The organism is Agromyces cavernae (genome assembly GCF_021044935.1).
Lineage (GTDB): Bacteria > Actinomycetota > Actinomycetes > Actinomycetales > Microbacteriaceae > Agromyces > Agromyces cavernae.
Window position 1 is genome coordinate 1190013 of record NZ_JAJNMP010000001.1, and the last position, 23300, is coordinate 1213312.

Genomic DNA, 23300 nt, shown 5'->3' on the forward strand with positions numbered 1-23300 from the left:
GAGTTGAAGGATGATCTGAGCGACTCGCCGGGGGCGACTCGGCGTGTCGCTCAGTTCATCCTGCGACCCGCGCCGGCGAAACCGATCAGCGAGGGGCGCCGCGGTCGGGCGCGCGCACCCGGCCGTCGTGCAGTTCGAGCACGCGGTCGGCGCGGCTGACGAGTGCGGCGTCATGGGTCGTCACGACGGCCGAAACTCCGCGGGCGTGCACGAGTTCGCCGATGAGGTCCATGACGGTCGCGGCGGTGCCGCTGTCGAGCTGGCCGGTCGGCTCGTCGGCGAGCAGCACCTGTGGGCGCGCGGCGAGCGCCCGCGCGATGCCGACGCGCTGCTGCTGACCGCCCGAGAGCTCGTAGGGGCGCTGTGCGGCGTGCGCCGCGAGGCCGACGAGCTCGAGCGATTCGGCGACCCGCGCCTCGCGCTCGGCCGGGTCCATGCGTGCGAGCCGCAGCGGCACCTCGACGTTCTCGGCCGCCGACAGCACGGGGATAAGTCCGAACGACTGGAACACATAGCCGAGCCGGTCGCGTCGCACGGTCGCGAGCGCGTCTTCGTCGAGCGTCGACAACTCGTCGTCGCCGAGCACCACCCGGCCCGACGTGGGCCGATCGAGCCCGCCGAGCAGGTTCAGGAGCGTCGTCTTGCCGGCGCCCGAGCGGCCCGTGACGACGAGCAGCTCGCCCGGTCGCACCTCGAGCGACACGTCATCGACGGCATGCACGGCACCGCCGCGACCCTCGAACACCCGGCTCACGGATTCGGCGCGCAATGAGGTCATCGTTCCTCCTCGGGTCCTGAATCGGCATCGGATGTCCCGGCCGCCGGTTCGGTGTCGGGTGTCGCGGCCGCGGCCGCGTTCTCGGGTCGGGAATCGGCATCGGATGTCCCGGCCGCCGGTTCGGCATCGGATGTCCCGGCCGCGTGCCGCGGGCGCCGCCTCGGCGTGTCGGAGGCCCCGGCCTGCGGGGTCGCCGAGTGGGGGACATCCGCTCGCCCCTCGTCACCCGGCCACACGCCGACGTGGTCGGGCTCGAGCGCGAGGCGGACCCGGTCGCGCAACTCGAGCGCCTGCACGAAGTCGTGCGGCAGCTGCAGCCGGCCGACGCGGTCGAGCACGGCGAACTCCTCGGCGATGTGCTGCTCCTGCCCGTGCTCGTCGACGCGGGTCGAGCGCAGCACCTCGGTCGAGGTGCGGCCGTCGCGGATCTGCACGGTGCGGCGCACATGACCCGACACTCCGGGGTCGTGCGTGACGATGAGCGTGGTCACCCCGAGCTCGAGGTTGACGCCGCGCATCGCCTCGAGCACGGCCGCCGACGTCGATTCGTCGAGCTCGCCGGTCGGTTCGTCGGCGAGCAGCACGAGGGGTTCGTTCGCGAGGGCGACGGCGATCGCGACGCGCTGCTGCTGCCCGCCCGACAGTTCGCCGGGTCGGCGGTCGCGCGCGTCGCCGACCTCGAGCAGGCCGAGCAGGTCGTCGATGCGGGCCGCCCGTGCCGCGCCGCGGCGACCGCCGGCGACGTTCATCGCGAGCGCGATGTTCTCGGCGGCCGTGAGGTAGGGGAGCAGGTTCCGCGAGGTCTGCTGCCACACGAAGCCCACGGTGCGGCGCCGATACGCGACGCGCTCGCGCGAGCCCATGGTGAGCAGGTCGTGGCCCGCGACGCGGGCGACACCCGCTGTGGCGGTGTCGAGACCCGAGAGGATGGTCAGCAGGGTCGACTTTCCCGAACCCGACGCGCCGACCACCGCGACCATCTCGCCCGCGTCGACACGCAGGTTCAGGCCCTGCAGCGCCTGCACTTCGACGCCATCGGCGGTGAAGATGCGAACGAGGTCGGTGCACAGGATGTGCGGTTCGGATGCGGTGGCCATGGTTCATCCTTCCTCTTCGGCGCGCAGCGCACGCGATGCGTTCACGTCGCCGCCGATGCGCGTCGCGAGCAGCACGGCGGCGGCCGTGACGAGCACGGCGCCCGCGAGCACCGCCGTGATGAGCCCGGGGTCGAAGACGACCGTGGGCTGCGCGTCCTCGCCGGTGAACGAGCGCAGGTCGACGCCCTGCAGCACGACGAACGGCAGCGCGGCGCCGAGCAGCGCGCCCGCGATGAGCGCGACGACGACGACGGGCCCGACCTCCCACGCGACGAGCGCACGCTCGCCGCGTCGGCGCAGGCCGAGGGTCGCCAGCAGTGGCAGCAGACGTTCGCGCGCCGGCCGCCCGACGACGAGCGTGAGCACGATCGCGAGGGCGGTGAGCAGGCTCGAGAGCACGATCGCAGCGATGAGCGCGACCATGAGGCCGCTCGTCGTCGAGACCGAGCGCAGGTCGTCGAGCAGCATCGACGGGGTCGTCACCGTCGCCTCAGGGCCTGCGATCTCGACGAGCGACGCGGTGACGGCGTCGGCATCGGCACCCGGCGCGAACCGCACGAGGACGGTGCGCGGCACGAACGAATCGGCGAACGAGTCGGCGTGCGAGCGGTCCATGAGCACCCAGCTCGCGCGCGGCGAGTACGCGGTGCGGCCGTCGACGACCGCGAGCGCCTCGAACTCCTCGCCGTCGAGCTCGACGGTCTCGGCGCCCTCGATCGAGTCGGCGACGGACTGCGAGATCACGACGGGCACGGGACCCCCGCCGCCCTCGCGGAGCCCGTCCGGCAGCGGCGTCGCGCCGGCGCGCCCCGCCTGCACCCGCCGCATCTCGTCGGCGTCGACCACGATGAGCGTCGTCGTGCGCACGCGGCCGTCGATCTCGATCGTGCTTGGCGCGGTCGAGTACACCGGTGCGATCGCCTCGACGCCGGGCACGTCGGCGAACGCGGCCTGTTGCTCGAGTGTGAACGGCGTTCCGGTGACCGCCGCGTCGGCACCGACCCGGGCGTCGGCGGCGCGTGCGACACCGGTCTGCACGGTGCCGAGCAGGACCGCCGAGAACACCGCGACCGAGACGCCGACGACGACGGTGAGCACCGGCACGATGCCCGCCGAGGGGTCGCGCAGGGCCCTGGCCGAGCCGAGGAACGGCACGAGGTCGCGCCTCCGGGTCGTGCGGCGAACGAGGGCTGCGAGCGGCAGGGGGTAGAGCCGCAGCACGATGAGGCACACGAGCAGCGAGAGCAGCAGCGGCACGGCCGCGAGCAGCGGGTCGACGCCGACCTCGGCGGCCGACGTCGCGAGGCCGCGCCGCAGCAGCAGCGCCACCGCCGTGATCGCGATGATCGCCACCGCCGCCTCGGCGATCCACCGTCGACGGCCTCCACCGCGCACGCGCACATCGGCGCGAGCGCGCCGGAGGGGGCTGAGTGCGGGCACCGACGCGACGAGCAGCGCCGCGGGGGTGAGTGCGAACACCGCGGCGACGATCCACCCGGCGGGGCCTGCGTCGGCGGGCACGAGGAGCATTCCGAGGGCGCCGCCGACGAGCGCGGCGGGCAAGCCGATGACCAGGCCCTCGAACGCGAGGACGCCCCGGAGCGCGCCGTCGGACGCGCCGCGGGCTGCGGCGAGCTCGAGCCCCGTGCGCCGCCGCTCGAACACCACGCGCGCACCGAGCAGGAGCACCGCCACCATGACGCCGATCGGGCCCGACGCGATCGTCGCGAGCACCGCATCGGTGGCGCCGGCCGCGAGCGCCGCCGACTCCAGCGCATCGTCGAGCCCGGTCGAGAACGTCACTTCGCCGACGGGCGAGAAGGCGAAGTCGCCGAAGCCCGTGCCGAGCGGGTACGCCTCGCTCGTGAATTCGTCGATCGCTGCCCGCAGCTCGGCGGATTCGTCGGCGCGCACCCGATCGGCCAGCGTCGGGAACCATGAGTCCATCGTCGTTTGCGGCTGGGTCTGCACGTACGCGGCCCACGAGTTCGGGTCGGCGAACCCCGTACCCGTGATGCGCAGGTTCCCGTCGGCCGAGAACGCGACCGAGGGCTCGAGCGCGACGGGGACGTGGGTCCAGAACCCGTCGTCGGGGTCGACTGCGGCGAAGGTGCCGACGAGCCGGACCTCCTGGCGCTCGCCGCCGACGGGCACCGTGCGCACCTCATCGAGCTCCCAGGCCATCTCGGCGGCGACGGGATCGGCGAGCATGATCTCGATCGGCTCATCGGTCGGCGCCGGTGCGGGCGGGCCGGTGAATCCACCCTCGATCACGGGTGGGGCCGGTGCGTCACCGATGAGCACCGCGGGCCATTCGCCGCTCGTGAGCGTGACGTGCTCGCGCAGCCGAGGGTCGAACCCCGTGGACAGCTGGTACGAGATCGACCCGGGGGCCGCGCCTGCGGGCAGGGCATCGGATGGGGCCGTGAACAGCACCGTCAGGGGGTCGCCGGTGACCGCGGCGAGCGGCTCGGGCATGCGGGCGCGGATGTCCGCCAGGTGCTCCTCCTGCCCGCCCCAGACCGCGTCGACGCCGTCGGGCAGGGTGGTCCCCGTCGCCGACGGGCCGAGCCCGGGCTGTGCGCGCGTGGAGTTGAGCACGTCGAGTTCGCGAGCCGGGAACTCGGCGAGCCGCTCGCCGAGGGCCGCGGTGTGCATCGCGGCGACGGCGCGCGGTACCGCGGTCGCGAGCAGTGCCCCGGCGAGGACGAGCAGGGCGAGCAGGATCGACGCGACCGGCGCCGCGAAGAACTGCCGTCGCATGAGCCCCGGCGACGAGAGGTGGGAGTGGTGTCGCGCGCTCATCGTTCCTCCTGCCTGAGGCCGGGGCGGGCGGCGAGTCGCCGCACCGAGCGGGCGGCGAACACGATGACGACTGCGGCGAGCACCACGAACCCTGCGAGCACGGCGAGCCACGGCCCCCACCCGATCGCGAACGGCGCCACGACCGAGGACGGGGTGCCGGCGACCGCGGCGTGCGCGAGTTCCCGCGCGGTGACGAGGGCCGTCGCGACGCCGATGGCGCCTCCGATGGCGATGGCGGTGCCGACCGTCACGGCGAGTTCGGCCGCTCTCGAACGCGATTGGGTGCGTGCGGGGACCCCGAGTGCGCGCAGCACGACGACCTCGCCGAATCGCGCCGAGCCGAGTGCGCTCGCGAGCGCGACGAGCGCGATCAGCGCCAGGGCGAGCGCACCGGCACATCCCACCCACAAGGCGGTGACGGCGGGGCCGATCAGGGTCGCCGACGACACGTCGGCGCGCGTCGTCGCCGACAGCGCCGTGCGCCGGTCGGCTTCGAGTGTGCTCGCGACGCGATCGGGGTCGGATGTCGCGAGCCACCGTTCCCCGAACGCCGGCACGCCGCTGCCCTCGTCGAAGGCCGCACGGCTCAGCGCCCCGAGGTCCACGAACACGGCGTTCGTGCCTGCCGTCGGCACGACGGGCACCGTGCCGGCGACGACGGCCTCGAGCTCGGCACCGCCCGTGACGACGCGGAAGGCGAACCGGTCGCCGACCTCGGCCGAGATGCGCGTGGCGAGCTCATCGGCGAGCACGACGGGCAGCGGGTCGCTGCCACCGGTCGTCAGCTTCGCACGGGCCTCGGGCTCGGTCGACGAGAGCGCGACCGGGCTGTCGACGGCGAGGTCGGTCGCGACGCCGTCGTCGGACGTGCCGTCGACCGCGGTGCCGTGGACCGCGATGCCGTCGAACTCGACGCGCACGTCATCGGCCCCCGGGGCGCCCACGAGCGACGCCTGCAGGCCGATGAGGCGCAGCCCCGAGGCATCCGGCAGCTCGGACTCGACCGTGCCCGTGCCCGCGGCGATCTCGATCTCGCCCGCGGGCAGGCGCGTCGCGGCGCCGTCTGAGGTGAGCACCCAGGTCGACACCGCAACCCGCCCGCCGGTACCGGCCGGTGCCTGCACGGTGACGTCGACGGCGAGTCTCGACGCACCCTCGGGAAGTGCGGCGCCCGCCGCCGCCGACGACGCCGCGAGCGGGTCGCCGACGGCATCGGCGCCGGTGCCGGGCGCCGCCTGCGCGAGCTCGCCGACCGGCGCCGCGACGAGCGTGGCCGGATCGGAGCCGAGCCGGATCTCGCCGCGGAACACCGGGGCGTCGGCCGTGATGGCGTCGTCCTCGGCGAACGGATCGGTGACGGCGAGCGGGTCGGGACCGCGCACGAGGTCGCGGCCGGCGAACGCCACTCGCACCTCGCCGCCAGCGGTGAGCGCCGACATCTGGCGGTCGACCGCCTGCCACGCGCCCGCGAAGGCCGCGGTGAGGGTGAGGCCGGCGACCGCGAGCATCGTCACGAACGACGCCGACGCGTAGAGCGCCGCGCGCCGCGCGAGCTGGCGCATCGGCAGCGCGGGCACGAGGGCCGGTCGGCTCGCCGCGAGGCGTTCGAGCACCGCGCCGACCGGCCCGGTCAGGCCGAGCGCGAGCAGAGAGAGGGCGAGCAGCACGAGCACGGGCGCGAGCACGGCCACCGGATCGACGTCGACCCCGCCCGACGCGCTCGTCACGAGCGGCGACCCGTAGAGCCGGAACTGCCACAGCGCGATCGCCGCGGCGACCGCGATCAGCAGCGCGCCTCCGGCGACCGCGGTGCGCGGTGCGCGGCCGACCTCGTCGCCGGAGCCGCGCACGACGGGCCGCCGCGCGTCGATGAAGGCGCGGCCTGCGACGATCACGACCGCAGCCAGCACGGTGACGGATGCCACGAGCCACGCGATGCCCGGGTCGCGGGCCTCCCCGGGGCGGGTGAGCGCCAGCGCCGCCTCAGCGACGAGCACTCCGATGATCGCGGCGGGCGCGCCGACGACGAGCACCTCGAGGGCGGTCTCGCCGGCAAGGCGCTGGGCCGAGGCGCCGCGCGCGCGAAGCAGCGTCGTCTCGGACCGCCGGGCCGCGCCGAGCAGTGTTGCGAGTCGGGTGATCGCGGCGAGGCCCGCGAACGCGAGCACGAGCACGGGGAGCGGCGCGACGGCGCGCACGGCGCCGATGCCTGCGAGCAGGCGCGTGAGGGTTGCGCCGAGGTCGCCCGTCGCGCCGAGTCCGCTCGACCCGAGCTCGGGCCGGTCGCGCAGCGCGGGCTCGACGTTCGGCAGGGTCGCACGCAGCGCCGCGGCCAGGTCTGGCGTCAGCTTCGCCGTGTCGGGCAGGGCGGTCCAGCGCACGACGACCGCGGCCGGGACATCCGTCATCGCGTCCTCTTCGACGACGAACGGCCCCGCAGCGCCCTCGACCGCACCCGTCGCGACGATCGGCTCCCCGAACCAGGCCGGATCGTTCGGGTCGGCCGGCAGCCAGGTGCCGACGACGAGCAGGCGGCGTGCCTCGTCGCCGTCGAGGGTGACGAGGTCGCCCATGGCGAGTCCGAGGTCGGCAGCGGCGCCGGCGTGCAGGGTCGCCGCGCGAGCGCCCTCGGCGTCGGCCGCGGCGATCGAGTCAGGGGCGTCGGCCCACGCACCGTCGACGAGTTCGGCACGGTCGGGAAGGGCCGGGTCGGCGAGAAGCACGGCGCCGAACGGCTCCCCGTCGCCAGCCGTGCCGACCGTGGCGGCGAGGGGGGCCGTCTCGACACTGCGGCTCCACGCGGCGCCGTTCGGCACGAGCATGCGGTCGAGCACGGCGGCCGCGGCCGCGGCCTGGGCGTCGGGGTCGTCGGCGAGCCGGATCTGCCAGCGAGCCGCGCCGTCGGTGCCGGTCGTCGCGGCGAGCCCGGTGCGCAGGCCGCCCGTGGCCGCACCCGCGAGGGCGTCGAGGACTCCGGCGCCGAGGCCGGCGAGCAGCAGGACGACGGCGGCGAGACCGGCGAGCACACCCAGCCGGGCGTTCGCGCGTGCGAACGCCGTCCGTGCTGCTCCCACGCGCGCTCCTCGTCGATTCGGGCCGCGCACGCGGGCGGGTGCAGGGACCCGAGCGCGGCCGCCTCGAAGGGGGCGACGGCACGCTGGCCCGCGCGACGACGACATCGCAGCCTACTCCCGAAGTCGGTCTTGCATGCCAGTCCCGCGGCATCATAGGCTGTAGGGCTGGCTGCCGTGGCGACCCCGGGCGGCCCCGAGGGGTTCGACAGAGCGACTCGATACGGCGAGATCCACACCACGACGCAGGAGGACACCATGCAGACAGAAACCGACGCCCGCACGGTTGCGGTCGATGGCGCCGGTCGCTCGGCGTTCCCCGTCGTAGGCCGCGCCCGGTAGAGACCGGCCCCGCCCGCAGGCTCCGCCTGCACGTTTCGCGGCCCCGCCGTCGCCGACCACGCCGTCGTCGACCGGGCCCGACCGACGCCTTCCCGCGTCCACGTTCACCGTCACACCCGCCGACCAGGCTCGCTCCTGAGTGATCGGCATCCCCTCTGAGAGGAACGGACTTGTCCGAATCCGTCCAGCCGCAGCATCCGCATGTCGCGACCGAACCGACCCCGCGCGTGGGCACCGTGCGCGCACTCTGGCGCCTGCGCGAGTTCGCGGGGCCCGCGATGCCCGCATTCGCGGGCAGCATGGCCGCCGCACTCGTGGCGCAACTCATCGCACTGACCATCCCGCAGGTGCTGGCGCAGATCGTCGACGGCCCGCTCGCCGACGGCGACGCGTCGGCGGTCGTGCCGCTCGCGCTGCTCGTGCTCGCACTCGGCACCGCCGAGGCGCTGCTCTATGCGCTGCGGCGCTGGCTCGTCGTCGGTCCGGGCACGAAGGTCGAGGCGCGCATGCGCAACGCCCTCTACGCGAAGCTGCAAGACCTCCCGGTGAGCTTCCACGACCGCTGGCCGAGCGGGCAGCTGCTCTCGCGTGCCGTGAGCGACCTCGGGCTCATCCGCCGCTGGCTCTCGTTCGGGCTCGTGCTGACCGGTGCGAACCTCGTGATCATCGTCGTCGGCGTGGGAATCCTCATGTCGATGAACTGGATGCTGGGACTCATCTTCCTCGTCTGCTCCCTGCCGCTCTGGTGGGCCGGCTGGCGGTTCGAGGGGCAGTACTCCGAGAAGTCGCGCCTGAGCCAGGACCAGGCGGGCGACCTCGCGACCGCCGTCGAGGAGTCGGTGCACGGCATCCGCGTGCTGAAGGCGTTCGGGCGCGGCAAGCACGCGCTGTCGACGTTCCGCGCGCAGGCCGAGTCGCTGCGCCGCACCGAGATCGAGAAGGCGCGCCTCGACGCGAACATCTGGGTGTGGATCATGATCGTGCCGACCGTCGCGCTCGCGATCTGCCTCATCGTCGGGGTGTGGCTCGCTGCGAACGGCCAGCTCAGTGTCGGCGAGCTCGTCGCGTTCTTCGCGACCGCGACCGTGCTCGCCTGGCCGATCGAGTCGATCGGCTTCTTCCTCGCGTTCGCGCTCGACGCGCGCACGGCGACCGACCGCTTCTTCGACATCCTCGACAGCGAGAACACGATCGTCGACCCCGAGGATCCGCGCCACCTCGCGCGGCCGAAGGGGGAGCTCGCGTTCTCGGGCGTGCACTTCCGGTATCAAGACGCGCCCGATCGATTCGGCGACCTGCTCGACGGCGTCGACCTCGTGATCGAGCCCGGCGAGACCATGGCGCTCGTCGGCCTCACGGGAAGCGGCAAGACCACGATGACCGCGCTCACGACGCGCCTCTACGACGTCACCGCGGGCTCGGTCACGGTCGACGGCGTCGACGTGCGCGCCTTCAGCCGCGAAGAGCTGCGCACCCACGTCGCGATGGCGTTCGAGGATGCGACGCTGTTCAGCGCCTCGGTGCGCGAGAACGTGCTGCTCGGCCGCCCCGAGCTCGCGGGCGACGCCCCCGACGTGGTCGCCGAGGCCGAGCGGGTGCTCGACGAGGCGCTGCGCATCGCGCAGGCCGGGTTCGCGTACGACCTGCCCGACGGGGTCGACACGAAGGTCGGCGAAGAGGGCATGAGCCTGTCGGGCGGCCAGCGCCAGCGGCTCGCGCTCGCGCGAGCGGTCGCCGCGAAGCCCGCGGTGCTCGTGCTCGACGATCCGCTGTCGGCGTTGGATGTCGCGACCGAGGCACGTGTCGAGGCCGAGTTGCGCTCGGTGCTCGCCTCGACCACTGCGCTCATCGTGGCGCACCGGCCGTCGACCGTGACCCTCGCCGATCGCGTGGCGTTGCTCGAGGACGGCCGGGTCACCGCGGTCGGCACCCATTCAGAGCTCCTCCGCGAGAGCGAGCACTACCGCTTCGTCATCTCGAGCCTCGAAGACGAGGAGCGACGGAGCCTCGAGTCGCGTCCGGGTCTCGAGACGCGTCCGACTGCGTCGGGCGCCCCTCGAGCGACGGATGCTCAACCGACCGAATTCGAACGAGAGGAGGCGGCATCATGAGCGTCACCGGTGTGCAGGGCGAAGAACGCCACGACTACTCCAAGGCCGAGTCGCGCCACATCCGCCTGCGTTCGCGGCGCCTGCTCGGCTCGCTGCTGAAGCCACTGCAGGGCAAGCTGTGGCTGACCGCGGCCGCGGTCGTCGTATCGTCGGCCGCCCAGGTGGCTGGACCGGCGATCATCGCGTACGGCATCGACAGCGGCATCCCGGCGCTCATCGAACAGAACTGGTACCCGGCCGCGTTCGCCGGTCTCGCCTACCTGATCACCGGCATCGTCGGCGCGTTCCTCATCTCGGCGTACATCAGGCTCTCGGCGCGCATCAGCCAGGCGGTGCTCATCGACCTGCGCACGCGGGTCTTCCTGCACACGCAGAAGCTGTCGCTCGAGTTCCACGAGTCCTACACGTCGGGCCGCATCATCTCGCGGCAGACGAGCGACCTCGACGCCATTCGCGAACTCATGGACGAGGGGCTCACGATGCTCGTGCGCGGGCTCATGTACATGGTGTTCACGGCGGTCGCCCTCGTGCTGCTCGACTGGCAGTCGGGGCTCGTGCTGCTCGCCGCGCTCGTGCCGTTGGGAATCCTGACGCGTTGGTTCCAGGTGCGGTCGCAGGCGCTGTTCCGGCGCTCGCGCGTGGCCTCGGCGAAGCTCATCGTGCAGTTCGTCGAAACGATGACGGGCATCCGCGCAGTGCAGGCGTTCCGCAAGGAGCGCCGCAACGTGGTGGAGTTCGGCGACCTCGTCGAGGACTACCGCGACGTCAACGCGAAGGTGCTCGGCCTCTTCGTCGTCTTCAACCCCGGGCTCGCCTTCATCGGCAACGCCGCGGTCGCGGTGACGCTCGTGCTCGGCGGGTTCCGGGTGATCGACGGGTCGCTCGGGGTCGGTGTGCTGCTCGCGGCCGTGCTCTTCACGAAACGGTTCTTCGACCCCATGGAGGACCTCGCGATGTTCTACAACGGGTACCAGTCGGCGTCGTCGGCGCTCGAGAAGATCTCGGGCGTGCTCGAAGAGGAGCCGAGCGTGCCCGACCCGGTGAAGCCGGTCGACCTGTGGAACGCCGAGGGCCATGTGAGTTTCGAGGCCGTCGAGTTCGCCTACACGAAGGGCCGGGTCATCCTGCCGCGGTTCGATCTCGACATCCCCGCCGGGCAGACGATCGCGCTCGTCGGGTCGACGGGTGCCGGCAAGTCGACCCTCGCGAAGCTCATCGCACGGTTCTACGATCCGAGCGACGGCGTCGTCTCGCTCGACGGCATCGCGCTCAGCGACCTGCACCCGAAGGACCTGCGGCGGGCGATCGTCATGGTCACGCAGGAGGCGTACCTGTTCTCGGGATCGGTGGCCGACAACATCGCGCTCGGCAAGCCCGACGCGTCGTTCGACGAGATCGTGCGGGCGGCGCAGGCCGTCGGCGCGCACGAGTTCATCGAGGGGCTGCCGAACGGCTACGACACCGACGTGAACAAGCGCGGCGGTCGTGTGAGCGCGGGGCAGCGCCAGCTGATCTCGTTCGCGCGGGCGTTCCTCGCGAACCCCGCGGTGCTCATCCTCGACGAGGCGACCAGTTCGCTCGACATCCCGAGCGAGCGCCTCGTGCAGGAGGGGCTGCAGTCGCTGCTGGCGGACCGCACCGCGGTGATCATCGCGCACCGCCTCTCGACGGTCGCGATCGCCGACCGCGTGCTGGTTATGGAGCACGGCCGCATCGTCGAAGACGGCACGCCCGACGACCTCATCGGCGGCACGGGCCGGTTCGCGGCACTGCACGCGGCCTGGCGCGATTCGCTCGTGTAGACGAAGGCGAACGGATGACCCGGGCCCGCGGGATACCGCGGGCCCGGGTCGTCCCGGCTCAACCGGGAATGACGACGAACGGTGTCGGGGCGAGGCCGTTGCAGCTCGTGGCGGCGGTGTAGGCGCCCATCATGGGGCTCACGAGCAGGTCGCCGTCGTCGAGGGGCGGCAGGGCCACGCGACGGGCGATCACGTCGGCGCTGTCGCACGTGGGGCCGGCGAGCGTCACCGGAACGTGTCCACGAGCGCGGCGGCGGCGGGTCGCGCGGTCGGCCGGTCCGTCGGTCGCCGGCTGCGCGGTGAGCTCGGATGCCGCGAATACGAGCGGGTGCGCTCCTTCGGTGCCGAGGCTCGAGAACGCGCCGTGCACGCCCTCGTCGAGGTAGTGCCACCGGCCGTCGGGCCGATCGGCCGTGCCGACGACCCTGGTCACAAGGGTCGCTGCGGGGGCCACGACGAACCGGCCGGGCTCGATGACGATCTGCAGGTGGCGCGGCGCGACGGCGAGCTCTTCACGGATGCTGCGGGCGAGCTCGGCGAGCGTCGGCACCGGCTCGTCGTAGTCGACGGGGAGCCCGCCGCCCAGGTCGAGCATCTCGAAGCGGATCGCGTGGCGCTCCTCGAGATCGCGGATGAGCGCGAGCGTGCGGCGGATCGCGCGCTGCCAAGGTGCGGCAGAGACGGTCTGGCTGCCCACGTCGAACGTGAACCCGGCCACGCGCAGACCGACATGCAGGCAGTGGGCGACGAGCGCCGGCGCATCCTCGGGCCGAACCCCGAAGCTCGGCGACCGCTCGCCTCTCGTGGGGAAGGCGAGTCGAACGAGCACGGCGACCTCGGGCAGGCCGCGGAACTTCGCGACCTCCGATTCGCTGTCGACGACGAACGTGCGGATGCCCCGCAGGTACGCTCCCGTGATGTCGGCGATCGACGTCATCGGGTGGTTGTGCAGGCACCGGGAGATCGAGACGCCGGCGCGCTCGAGGAGGTCGATCTCGCACCGGGACGCGACGGAGAAGCTCGCACCGAAGGCGTCGATCGCGCTGATCGCCGCGGGGTGGGGGAGTGCGCCGGTCGCGAAGTGGATGCCGACGTCGGGAAGCTCGTGGCGCAGGGCGAGCAGCTGCGTGGTCACGCGGTCGGTGTCGAGCACCAGCAGCGGGCTGCCGTGCCGGCGAACCAGGCCGTCGAGGTCGATGCGGCTCGCGTACTCGGCGAGGTCGCGACGAACGAGCTCACGGTACGGCGCGCGATCGGCGGTCGGCATCGATGCCGTGCCGTGGTGGCGCAGTCGCGATGCGATACGTCGCGGACGGCCGACGAGGACCTCGGCGAGGTGCATCTGGGTGGGACCCGTGCGAGTGATGCGGGGGGAATCGCTGCTCAACATGACCACGAGCGTGGCCGAGGCGCGACCCGGCGGCATCCATGGCGGCCCCGAACTCGTCGAGGGCGCGCACTGAAGCGCGTTCGTCGAACGCCGCGAGGGCATCGGCGCTGAGCGCATCAGGGTGACCCCTGAAAGGGGGCGGAACTGCGACACCGAAACGCGGTACAGTCACGTCAAGCGGGGCGACCGCATGTCGATGGCCCATGCTTACAGAACGGAGTTTCGATGGCAGATCCGACCGTCCCCCTGCGCGTCGGAATCGCAGATGACGCGTTGCTGCTGCGTGAGGGCATCTCGAAGGTGCTCGAGGGCGGCGGCATCGAAGTGGTGGCATCGGTCGGCACCGGACAGGAACTGCTCGACGTGGTCGACGAACTCGACCTCGACGCCGCGGTGCTCGACATCCGCATGCCCCCGAGCTTCCGCGACGAGGGCATCGTCGCCCTCGAGCAGATGCGCGCGAACGGTTCGACGATCGGCGTGCTGCTGCTGTCGATGTACGCGACGCCCGAGTACGCGTTGCGCGTCATGGGCGCCGGCAGCGGCACCGGGTACCTGCTCAAGGAACGCGTGTCCGAGCCGCAGACGCTCGTGCGCGCCGTCGAGACGGTCGCGTCGGGCGGATCCGTCGTCGACCCCGAGGTCGTCGAGCAGCTCGTGCATCGCACCCGCGCCGACGACCCGCTCTCGCGGCTCACCGAACGCGAGCGGTCGGTGCTCGAGCTCATGGCGCAGGGATACTCGAACGGCGGCATCGCCCAGACGCTGTTCCTCGGCTTGAAGACCGTCGAGACACACGTGCGCAGCATCCTGCAGAAGCTCGACCTCGAGGAGTCCCCAGAGCACCATCGGCGGGTGCTCGCGGTATTGACGCTCCTCGGCGAGAGGTGATGGCTCCCGGCCGCAGAGGCCGGATCATCAAGCGCACGATCGTCATCGCGGCCGCCGCCGCGCTGTCGCTCGGCATGGAGTTCTCGGGCTGGCTCGTGACGTCGGCGACGGCACCCGAGTACCTCCCCGAGGTGTCGTACGCGACCCTGCACTCGATCGTGCCGCTCGTGTTCCTCGCGTGCGCCGGCGTGGCGTGGAGCATCGGACCGCTCCGAGTCCCCTCGCGGCTCATGGTCGCGTTCGCGGTGCTGTGGATTCCGGTGACGTTCTTCCGCGTCGTCGAGGACATCGGATGGCTCTGGCCGCTGCTGTACGGCATGCACCTGTGGTGGGGGCTCATCGCCGGGATCATCGTGCTCGTGTACCCCCGCGGATGGTTCGGCGACCGCACCGACCGATGGATCGCGGGGATCGCGCTCGCCTCGGCGATCGCGTACTTCCTCGCCGTCGTCCTGCTGCTCGAGACGCCCGATGCCGACACCTGCGCCTGCGTCGCGAACCCCTACCAGATCGCCGAAGCGCCGGCGCTCTACGCCGCGATCGACTACGGCTTCCGCGGCATCGGCGCCCTGCTCGCGCTCGTGATCGCGGGCCGGCTGCTCGTCAGGTGGGTGCGCGGCAGCGTTCCGGCGCGCACGGTCGCATTCCTCATGCCGCTCGCCCTCTTCGCGTGGGCGGTGACCCTCGCGTGGTACGCCGTCACCTACGCCGTGCAGACGACCGCCGATGAAGTGATGCGAACGATCTCGCTCGTGGCCATCGTGTCGCTCCCCGTGAGCTTCGTCGCCGGCCTCGCGCACGCCCGCAACATGCGGGCGCGCGTCGCCGACCTCATGCGCATCACCCGCGAAGGCGCCGACCGCGGCCTCTGGGCCGAGTCGCTCGCGCGCACCCTGCGCGACGCATCGGTGCGGGTCTACTGGTGGGACGAGGAGCACGGCCGCTATGCCGATGCGGGCGGCGAACCCCTCGACGGCGACCCCGCCGGGCGGGCGGGCGAGCACAGCCTGCTGCCCGTGGTGTCGCCGACCGGGATCCCCATCGCGCTCATCCGCCACGACAAGGTGCTCACCGACAACATGCGCCTGCTCGACGGCGTCTCGAGCGCACTGCGCCTCTCGGTCGACAACGGGCGGTTGCGCTCCGAGATCGAGCGCACCCTCGAACAGGTGCGGCAGTCGCGAAGCCGCATCGTCGAGGGCGCCGAGAAGGCCCGCCGCCAGCTCGAGCGCGACCTGCACGACGGGGCGCAGCAGCACCTCGTGTCTCTCGGCATGCGGCTGAGGCTCGCCGCCAACCAGGCGCGCGACCGAGGCGTCGAGCCGCTCGGCGTCGAGCTCGACGGCACGATCGCGATGCTCAACACGGCCCTCAAGGAGCTGCGCGAGCTCGCGCACGGCATCCACCCGTCACTGCTCACCTCGGGCGGGCTCGCGCTCGCCGTCCCCGAGCTCGCCGGCCGGTGCCCGGTACCGGTCGTCGTCGATGTGCAGGCCGAGGGCCGGCTGCCCGCGGTCGTGGAGTCGACGGCGTACTTCGTCGTCGCCGAGGCGCTCGCGAACGTCGCCAAGCACTCGAAGGCGACCCGCGCCTGGGTGCGCGCGCACCTCGACGAGCGCGGCGTGCTCGAACTCGTCGTGCGGGACAACGGCCTCGGCGGCGCCTCACCCGCGGGCAGCGGCATGGTCGGCATCGCCGATCGCGTCGACGCCGTCGACGGCACGATCACGATCGAGAGCCCGCCCGGAGCGGGCACCACGATCACCGTGCGCGTGCCGCTCGCCGTGGCAGGTTGAGGAGCGAGCGCCAGCGAGCGTCTCGAAACCAGTCGTCCGCAGACCCCGGGTTTCGAGACGCTCCTTCGTCGCTCCTCAACCCACGAGAACTCAGGGGCGCCAGCGGGCCGCCGCGAGGTCGATGCGGTAGCCGTCGTCGTCGGTCGAGGCGCGCAGCGGCGTGCCCTCTCGGTCGTAGTGCGGCCGGGCACGCTCGGCATGCCCGGTCGGCGGGCGACCGCCCGCGCGGATGACGCGCCACCACGCGACATCCGAACCGTACCTGGCCATCACCTGCCCGACCGCACGCGCACCGCGCGAACCGAGCAGCGCGGCGACATCGCCGTAGGTCGCGACCCGGCCCGGCGGGATGTCGGCGACGACGGCGAGCACCGCGTCGACGAACCCCTGCGGATGCTCGGGACCGGATCGTTCGGACACCGCGCGGGCCACGAGCGTCAGAGCTCGAGTGCGCCGATCACGTCGCCGTAGGCGGTCTCGCCGACGTCGACGAACCCGATGCGGTGGAAGAACGCCTCTGGGCCCTGCTCGCCAGGCTCCCACAGCACGGTGATGCGGTCGAAGCCGCGGCGCTTGGCCTCTTCGGCGAGCGCCTCGGCGAGGAACCGGCCGACGCCCTTGCCCTGCACCTCGGCATCGACGTTGATGCGCCAGATGCACGCGCGGAACTCCTCGTGCGGGTTCTCGGGGTCGAAGTTGCCGTGGATGAAGCCGACGACGCGCTCCTCGATGAGCGCCACACGCTGCCATGCGGTGTCGGGGTTCACGACCGAGGCCTCGGCCGAGTACGTGACGGGGGCGACGAACTGCTCTTGGCCGGGCTTCAGCGAAAGCGAGTTCGCGGCAACGATGTTCGACGCGGACAGGTCTTCCAGTCTCAGCTCAGCCATGCTGCCAAGGCTAACCTGTCGAGCGCGCAAGTCGGTAGCAGGGATCTCCCTGACCCGACCCTGAACTGCGCGCAGCGCCGCACGGGGCATCCGTTCGCCGGAAATCGGGCGGTGATCGTCCCGATATCGAGCCCCGAGGTGTCTCGATATCGAGCCAGGTTGTCTCGATGTCGAGATATTCGGGCGAAGCGGTAAGCTGTTCGATGGCGTGCTCACGCCCACCAGACTTTCCCCAATCCCCGACAGATCCAAGGAGACACTCTTGTCGAAGATCAAGGTTGAAGGCACCGTCGTCGAGCTCGACGGCGACGAGATGACGCGCATCATCTGGCAGGCCATCAAGGACCAGCTGATCCACCCGTACCTCGACGTCGACCTCGAGTACTACGACCTCTCGATCCAGAAGCGCGACGAGACCGACGACCAGATCACGATCGACGCGGCGCACGCCATCCAGAAGCACGGCGTCGGCGTCAAGTGCGCCACGATCACGCCCGACGAGGCGCGCGTCGAGGAGTTCGGCCTGAAGAAGATGTGGCGTTCGCCCAACGGCACGATCCGCAACATCCTCGGCGGCGTCATCTTCCGTGAGCCGATCATCATCTCGAACATCCCCCGCCTCGTGCCCGGCTGGAACAAGCCGATCATCGTCGGCCGTCACGCGTTCGGCGACCAGTACCGCGCCACCGACTTCCGCTTCGAGGGCGAGGGCACCCTCACGATGACCTTCACTCCGAAGGACGGCTCCGAGCCGCAGCAGTTCGAGGTCTTCCAGTCGCCGGGCTCGGGCGTCGCGATGGGCATGTACAACCTCGACGAGTCGATCAAGGACTTCGCGCGCGCATCGCTCAACTACGGCCTCGACCGCAACTACCCGGTCTACCTCTCGACGAAGAACACGATCCTGAAGGCCTACGACGGCCGCTTCAAGGACCTGTTCCAAGAGGTCTTCGACACCGAGTTCAAGCAGAAGTTCGACGAGGCCGGGCTCACCTACGAGCACCGCCTCATCGACGACATGGTCGCAGCCAGCCTCAAGTGGGAGGGCGGCTACGTCTGGGCGTGCAAGAACTACGACGGCGACGTGCAGTCCGACACCGTCGCGCAGGGCTTCGGCTCGCTCGGCCTCATGACCTCCGTCCTCGCCACGCCCGACGGCAAGGTCGTCGAGGCCGAGGCGGCGCACGGCACGGTGACGCGTCACTACCGCCAGCACCAGCAGGGCAAGCCCACCTCCACGAACCCGATCGCCTCGATCTACGCGTGGACGCGCGGCCTGTCGCACCGCGGCAAGCTCGACGGCAACCAGGAGCTCATCGACTTCTCGCACACGCTCGAGGACGTCGTCATCAAGACGGTCGAGTCGGGCGCCATGACGAAGGACCTCGCACTCCTCGTCGGCCCCGAGCAGGCGTACCAGACGACCGAGGAGTTCCTCGCGACGCTCTCGGCGAACCTCAAGACCCGCCTGGCCGCGTAGCCCGCGGTCGCGTTTCACGAGGGGCGGATGCTGCGGCATCCGCCCCTCGTCGCATTCGTGGCGAGTGCCGTCTCGTCCACGTGCAGTGCCTGCCCCGCGGAGTGCCGTCCCGAAAACAGGAACCCGGGCCGCCGCGCCCGGCGCGTCTTCCTGTTTTCGCGACCGCCCCGGCGCGTCTTCCTGTTTTCGGGCCGAAGCGCCGCGGCGCGTCTTCCTGTTTTCGGGCCGAAGCGCCGTGGGGTGGGCGGGGCGGTGGGAGAGGATGGAGGCATGGCTCGCTTCCTGAAGCTCGCTCGCCGGTATTGGGTGGTCACCTTCACGATCGCGATCGGATGTCTCGGCATCGTGCTCGCCCTCACGGGCGCGGGCAGCGCCGTCGTGTGGATCTTCAGCGGCTACGCCCTGGCGATCGCCGCGTGGCAGGCGGTGGGCATGGTGCGCGACATGCTGCGTGGCCATTGGGGGCTCGACATCCTCGCCATCACGGCGATCATCGCGACCGTGGCCGTCGGCGAGTACATCGCGGCGCTGCTCGTCGTGCTCATGCTCACCGGCGGCGAGGCGCTCGAGGACTACGCCAACCGGCGTGCGAAGCGCGAGCTCGACGCGCTGCTCACCCGCGCACCGCAGCTCGCGCATCGCATCGAGGGCGATGACATCGTCGAGATCCCGGCCGATCGGGTGCAGCCGGGCGACGTGCTGCTCGTGCGGCCGAGCGAGATCCTTCCCGTCGACGGCACCCTGCGGTCGGCCGAGACGACGCTCGACGAGTCGTCGATCACGGGCGAGAGCGTGCCCGTCGAGAAGCGGGCCGGCGACGCGGTGCTGAGCGGCGCGGTGAACGGGCAGTCGGCCGTCGAGATCGTGGCGACCGCGACCGCCGCCGACAGCCAGTACCAGCAGATCGTGGCGCTCGTCGCCGAGGCGGCCGACTCGAAGGCGCCGGTCGTGCGCCTCGCCGACCGCTACGCCGTTCCGTTCACGCTGTTCTCGCTCGCACTGGCCGGGGTGGCGTGGTGGGTGTCCGGCGATCCGGTGCGGTTCGCCGAGGTGCTCGTGCTCGCCACTCCGTGCCCCCTGCTCATCGCGGCGCCGGTGGCGTTCATCGGCGGCATGAGCCGCGCGGCCCGCAACGGCGTGATCGTCAAGGGCGGGGGAGTGCTCGAGCAGCTCGCATCGGCGAAGACGGCGGTCTTCGACAAGACGGGCACCCTCACGCGGGGCGAGCCAACCCTCGTGGCGGTTCGCCCCACGCGCGGCTTCGGCGATGACGAGCTGCTGGCTGCCGTGGCATCCGCGGAGCAGTACTCGTCGCACGTGCTGGCGACCTCGATGATCGAGGCGGCCCGCGATCGCGCCCTGCCGCTCGCCGAGGCCGAGTGGGCGCGCGAGGCGGCCACCAACGGTGTGCAGGCGAAGGTCGGCGGCCGGGAGGTCGTCGTCGGCAAGTTCGCATTCGTGAAGGAGCACGCGCCGGACGCCGCGCGCACGACCATCGCGCCCGGCGAGCTCGCCGTGTACGTCGCCATCGACGGCCGCTATGCCGGGGCGCTGCTCGCGAGCGACCGGCTGCGTGAGAACGCGAAGGCGACCCTCGAGCGACTCGACGAGCTCGGGGTGCGCCGGACGATGATGCTCACCGGCGACGCGAAGGCCACCGCCGACCATATCGCCGCCGAGCTCGGGATCACGCGCGTGCGCGCCGACTGCCTGCCGGCCGACAAGGTGCACGAGGTGTCGGCGATCGCCGAGCGCCCCGTGATCATGGTCGGCGACGGCGTCAACGACGCGCCCGTGCTCGCGGCCGCCGATGTCGGCATCGCGATGGGCGCGAAGGGGGCGACGGCGGCGAGCGAGTCCGCATCGGCGGTGATCCTCGTCGACGACATCTCGCGCGTCGCGAAGGCCGTCGAGATCGGACGCGACACCGTGCGCATCGCCCTGCAGAGCATCTGGATCGGCATCATCGTCAGCGTGGCGCTCATGCTCATCGCCTCGTTCGGGGTGATCCCCGCGACGATCGGCGCGCTGCTGCAGGAGGTCGTCGACCTGATCGCGATCCTCGCGGCACTGCGCGCGATCGGCGGGCGGCGCGACGCGAAGGCGGCCGGGCGGGCGGATGTCGCGGCCGGAACGGTCTCGGAGCCTGCGCGCGCGGGACGCTAACGCCCGGCGCACCTGCTCGACCGGTTACGAGTCGATAACACCTCGAGGAGATCGGGGCGAACACTTGCGCAGAGTTTGTTCGTAAGGTTTACTAACAAACGTGACTGCAACGGATGCACAGCGAGGCCCCGTCACTTCGGAGCCCACGCCCCCCACTCAGCTGGGTGCTTCCGACCTGCTCACGGTGCCGTTCGCGGGTGCCCCGATCTTCACGCGCACGCGTGCCCTGCGGCCCACGAGCAAGGTGCTTCCCGAGCACGCGCGCAGCCACAACCGCGCGCTCGTCCTGCAGACGCTCTACACCGCGGGTGCGCAGAGCCGGGCCGACGTCGCCCGCGAGACCGGCCTCACGCGGGTCACGGTCTCCGACCTCGTCGCCGAGCTCATCGTCGAAGGACTCGTCGCCGAGCTCGGGCAACGCGAAGACGCCCGCCCGGGCAAGCCCGCGACGCTCATCGACATCGCACGCGGCGCGTTCCAGATCGTCGGCATCGACCTGTCCGAACACGAGGTCTTCCGCGGCGCGGTCATGAACCTCGACGGCCGCATCGTCGCCCGCGCCGAACTCGCCCGCGACGGCGCCACCGGGGAGGCGGCGTACGCCCTCGTCGACGCGCTGGTCGCGCAGCTGCTCGCGGCCGCCACGATCACGGTGCTCGGCATCGGCGTGGGGTCGCCCGGCGTGGTCGACCCGGTCGGAGTCGTGCGCTCGGCGCCCAACCTCGGCTGGAGCGACCTGCCTCTGCAGGCACGGCTCACCGGCGCCACCTCGCTGCCGGTGCACGTCGCGAACGACGCCAACGTCGCCGTGCTCGCCGAGCACGGCGCCACCGACCTCGACGACGTGCTGCTCATCAAGATCGGCCACGGCGTCGGCGCCGGCCTCATCGTCGGCGGCCGGCCCGTCATCGGCGGCGGCTTCGCCGCGGGCGAGATCGGCCACGTCGTCGTCGGCACCGACGGCGGCCCACGCTGCGCGTGCGGGCGCGACGGATGCCTCGAAGCGTGGATCTCGGCGCCACGGCTCACCGCGCAGCTCGCCGAGCTCGACGGCACCGACGCGGCCGGGGCATCCGCTCGCGAAGAGATCCTGCGCGAGGCGGGCCGCAGGCTCGGCATCGTGCTCGCGCCGGTCGTCGGCGCCCTCAACCTGTCGGAGGTCGTGCTCAGCGGCCCCGCCGAACTGCTCGACGGCGTCTTCCACGAGGCGGCCGTCGACACCCTCCGGAAGCGGACGATGGCGGAGATCAACCGTGATCTGAGGCTCCGGATGTCCGAGCAGGCGCAGGACATCGTCCTGCGCGGCGCGGCCGTCATGGTCCTCTCCGGACAACTCGGGGTCTCGTAGAGGCTCCACGCACCAAGAGGAGTCAGCATCCCCGCTTTCTCCTCCACCCCATGAAAGGAAGCAACGAAATGAGGAAACTCGGTATCGTGGCGCTCGGCGCCGCAGCCGCGCTCACCCTCGCCGGCTGTGCCGCTGGAGGCACCGGCGCCTCCGGTGGCTCCGACGAGGCCGGGGAGATCCGGGTCTGGCTCGTTGGAACCGACACTCCCGACGCAGCCCGCGACTACCTCGTCGAGACGTTCGAAGAGGAGAACCCCGGTTCGACGCTCGTGATCGAGGAGCAGACGTGGGACGGTCTCGTCGACCGCCTCACGACGAGCCTCTCGAGCTCCGACAGCCCCGACATCGTCGAGTTCGGCAACACGCAGGCGCCCGCCTTCACGTCGGTCGGCGCGCTGCTCGACATCTCCGACCAGTACGAAGCACTCGGCGGCGACGACCTGCTTCCCGGCTTCGTCGAGGCGGGAACCTACGAGGACAAGTTCTACGCCGCACCGCTGTACGCGGGTGCTCGCGTGGTGTTCGCCGACCCGGCGTTCGTGACTGAGGCTCCCGCCGACCTCGACGCCTACGTCAGCACGGCGAAGGAGCTCGCCGCCGCGAACGCCGGCAAGTCGGGCATCTACTTCGCCGGTCAGGACTGGTACAACGCGCTCCCGTTCATCTGGGAGAACGGTGGCGAGATCGCCGTGCCCGACGGCGACGCGTGGGACGCGCAGCTTTCGTCTCCCGAGTCGCTGAAGGGTCTTGCGCAGGTGCAGGACCTGATGACGACCGCGTCGCTCGCCCCGAAGGACGGCGACAACGCCGAGCCGTGGACGCCGTACTGCGAGGGCCAGGCCATCCAGTTCTCCGCGCCGAACTGGGCCTACGGTCTCGCAAGCGCATGCGAGACGGACAACCCGCCCGCGGCGCCGTTCGTCTACGCGCTCCCCGGCAAGAACGGCGGCGCCGCTCAGGCGTTCGCCGGTGGTTCGAACATCGGCATCTCGGCGAAGTCGGCTCACCCCGAACTCGCGAAGAAGGCACTGGCGATCATCCTCAGCGACGAGTTCCAGACCATCTACGGCGAGAACGGACTGATCCCGGCCAAGCAGTCGCTGGCCTCCACCCTCGGCGACACCCCTGAGGCGCAGGCCTACACCGCGGCAGCGGGCAACTCGAAGCTCACCCCGGCGTCGCCGAACTGGGCAGAGGTCGAGGCGTCGCGCGTCCTCGAGGACTTCTTCGTGAAGATCGCACAGGGCGGGGACCTGAAGTCCCTGGCCGAAGAGGTCGACACGAAGATCGAGGACATCCTCAACGGCTAGTCCCCGCGGCATCCGCCGCACCC

At 71.8% G+C, this 23300-nt stretch carries 15 protein-coding genes; 8 read left to right on the forward strand and 7 right to left on the reverse strand.

The annotated features are described in order from the left end of the window. Positions 1 to 85: 85 nt before the first annotated feature. From LQ757_RS05535 to LQ757_RS05550, 4 genes are read right to left on the reverse strand one after another with little or no spacing between them, the layout of a single operon-like run. Positions 86 to 778 (reverse strand): ABC transporter ATP-binding protein, encoded by a 693-nt coding sequence (locus LQ757_RS05535; RefSeq protein ID WP_231046172.1) that lies wholly within the window; start codon positions 776 to 778, stop codon positions 86 to 88. Next, positions 775 to 1875, reverse strand: a complete 1101-nt coding sequence (locus LQ757_RS05540; RefSeq protein WP_231046173.1) for an ABC transporter ATP-binding protein — start codon at positions 1873 to 1875, stop codon at positions 775 to 777. Before LQ757_RS05540 ends, LQ757_RS05535 begins: the two co-directional genes overlap by 4 nt. Before the next feature lie 3 nt (positions 1876 to 1878). Further along, a complete protein-coding gene (locus LQ757_RS05545) occupies positions 1879 to 4680 on the reverse strand; it encodes an FtsX-like permease family protein (protein WP_231046174.1) in 2802 nt (933 codons plus the stop codon). Then, positions 4677 to 7754: an FtsX-like permease family protein gene (locus LQ757_RS05550; RefSeq protein WP_231046175.1), complete on the reverse strand. Its 3078-nt coding sequence runs from the start codon at positions 7752 to 7754 to the stop codon at positions 4677 to 4679. The genes LQ757_RS05545 and LQ757_RS05550 overlap by 4 nt, the downstream gene beginning before the upstream one ends. Positions 7755 to 8263: 509 nt before the next feature. On the opposite strand from LQ757_RS05550, the gene LQ757_RS05555 reads away from it, so the two are divergent. Together LQ757_RS05555 and LQ757_RS05560 are read left to right on the forward strand one after the other, a co-directional pair. Beyond that, positions 8264 to 10204: an ABC transporter ATP-binding protein gene (locus LQ757_RS05555; protein ID WP_372459626.1), complete on the forward strand. Its 1941-nt coding sequence runs from the start codon at positions 8264 to 8266 to the stop codon at positions 10202 to 10204. Beyond that, positions 10201 to 12006, forward strand: coding sequence for an ABC transporter ATP-binding protein (locus tag LQ757_RS05560; protein ID WP_231046176.1), 1806 nt, complete (start codon positions 10201 to 10203; stop codon positions 12004 to 12006). The genes LQ757_RS05555 and LQ757_RS05560 overlap by 4 nt, the downstream gene beginning before the upstream one ends. A 58-nt stretch (positions 12007 to 12064) precedes the next feature. Here the strand turns inward: LQ757_RS05560 and LQ757_RS05565 are convergent, their stop codons facing one another. Then, entirely contained in the window at positions 12065 to 13396 is a 1332-nt protein-coding gene (locus tag LQ757_RS05565; RefSeq protein ID WP_231046177.1) for a type III PLP-dependent enzyme domain-containing protein, read from the reverse strand. Between the two features lie 225 nt (positions 13397 to 13621). On the opposite strand from LQ757_RS05565, the gene LQ757_RS05570 reads away from it, so the two are divergent. Then, a complete protein-coding gene (locus tag LQ757_RS05570) occupies positions 13622 to 14287 on the forward strand; it encodes a response regulator transcription factor (protein WP_231046178.1) in 666 nt (221 codons plus the stop codon). Beyond that, positions 14287 to 16083, forward strand: coding sequence for a sensor histidine kinase (locus tag LQ757_RS05575; protein ID WP_231046179.1), 1797 nt, complete (start codon positions 14287 to 14289; stop codon positions 16081 to 16083). The genes LQ757_RS05570 and LQ757_RS05575 overlap by 1 nt, the downstream gene beginning before the upstream one ends. 90 nt (positions 16084 to 16173) lie before the next feature. Here LQ757_RS05575 and LQ757_RS05580 read toward each other — a convergent pair whose 3' ends face one another. Then, positions 16174 to 16503 (reverse strand): MGMT family protein, encoded by a 330-nt coding sequence (locus LQ757_RS05580; protein ID WP_231046180.1) that lies wholly within the window; start codon positions 16501 to 16503, stop codon positions 16174 to 16176. 17 nt (positions 16504 to 16520) lie between these two features. Beyond that, positions 16521 to 16973 carry a GNAT family N-acetyltransferase gene (locus tag LQ757_RS05585; RefSeq protein WP_231046181.1) on the reverse strand — a complete coding sequence of 151 codons (453 nt, stop codon included), beginning with the start codon at positions 16971 to 16973 and terminating at the stop codon, positions 16521 to 16523. 262 nt (positions 16974 to 17235) lie between these two features. Between LQ757_RS05585 and LQ757_RS05590 the strand changes: the two genes are divergently transcribed. The 4 genes from LQ757_RS05590 (at position 17236) to LQ757_RS05605 (ending at position 23277) form a co-directional block, all read left to right on the forward strand. After that, positions 17236 to 18453 (forward strand): NADP-dependent isocitrate dehydrogenase, encoded by a 1218-nt coding sequence (locus LQ757_RS05590; RefSeq protein ID WP_231046182.1) that lies wholly within the window; start codon positions 17236 to 17238, stop codon positions 18451 to 18453. A gap of 270 nt (positions 18454 to 18723) precedes the next feature. Beyond that, positions 18724 to 20619 (forward strand): heavy metal translocating P-type ATPase, encoded by a 1896-nt coding sequence (locus LQ757_RS05595; RefSeq protein WP_231046183.1) that lies wholly within the window; start codon positions 18724 to 18726, stop codon positions 20617 to 20619. A gap of 175 nt (positions 20620 to 20794) precedes the next feature. Further along, a complete protein-coding gene (locus LQ757_RS05600) occupies positions 20795 to 21967 on the forward strand; it encodes an ROK family transcriptional regulator (protein WP_372459631.1) in 1173 nt (390 codons plus the stop codon). Positions 21968 to 22035: 68 nt separating this feature from the next. Next, a complete protein-coding gene (locus LQ757_RS05605) occupies positions 22036 to 23277 on the forward strand; it encodes an extracellular solute-binding protein (protein ID WP_231046184.1) in 1242 nt (413 codons plus the stop codon). Positions 23278 to 23300: the final 23 nt, after the last annotated feature.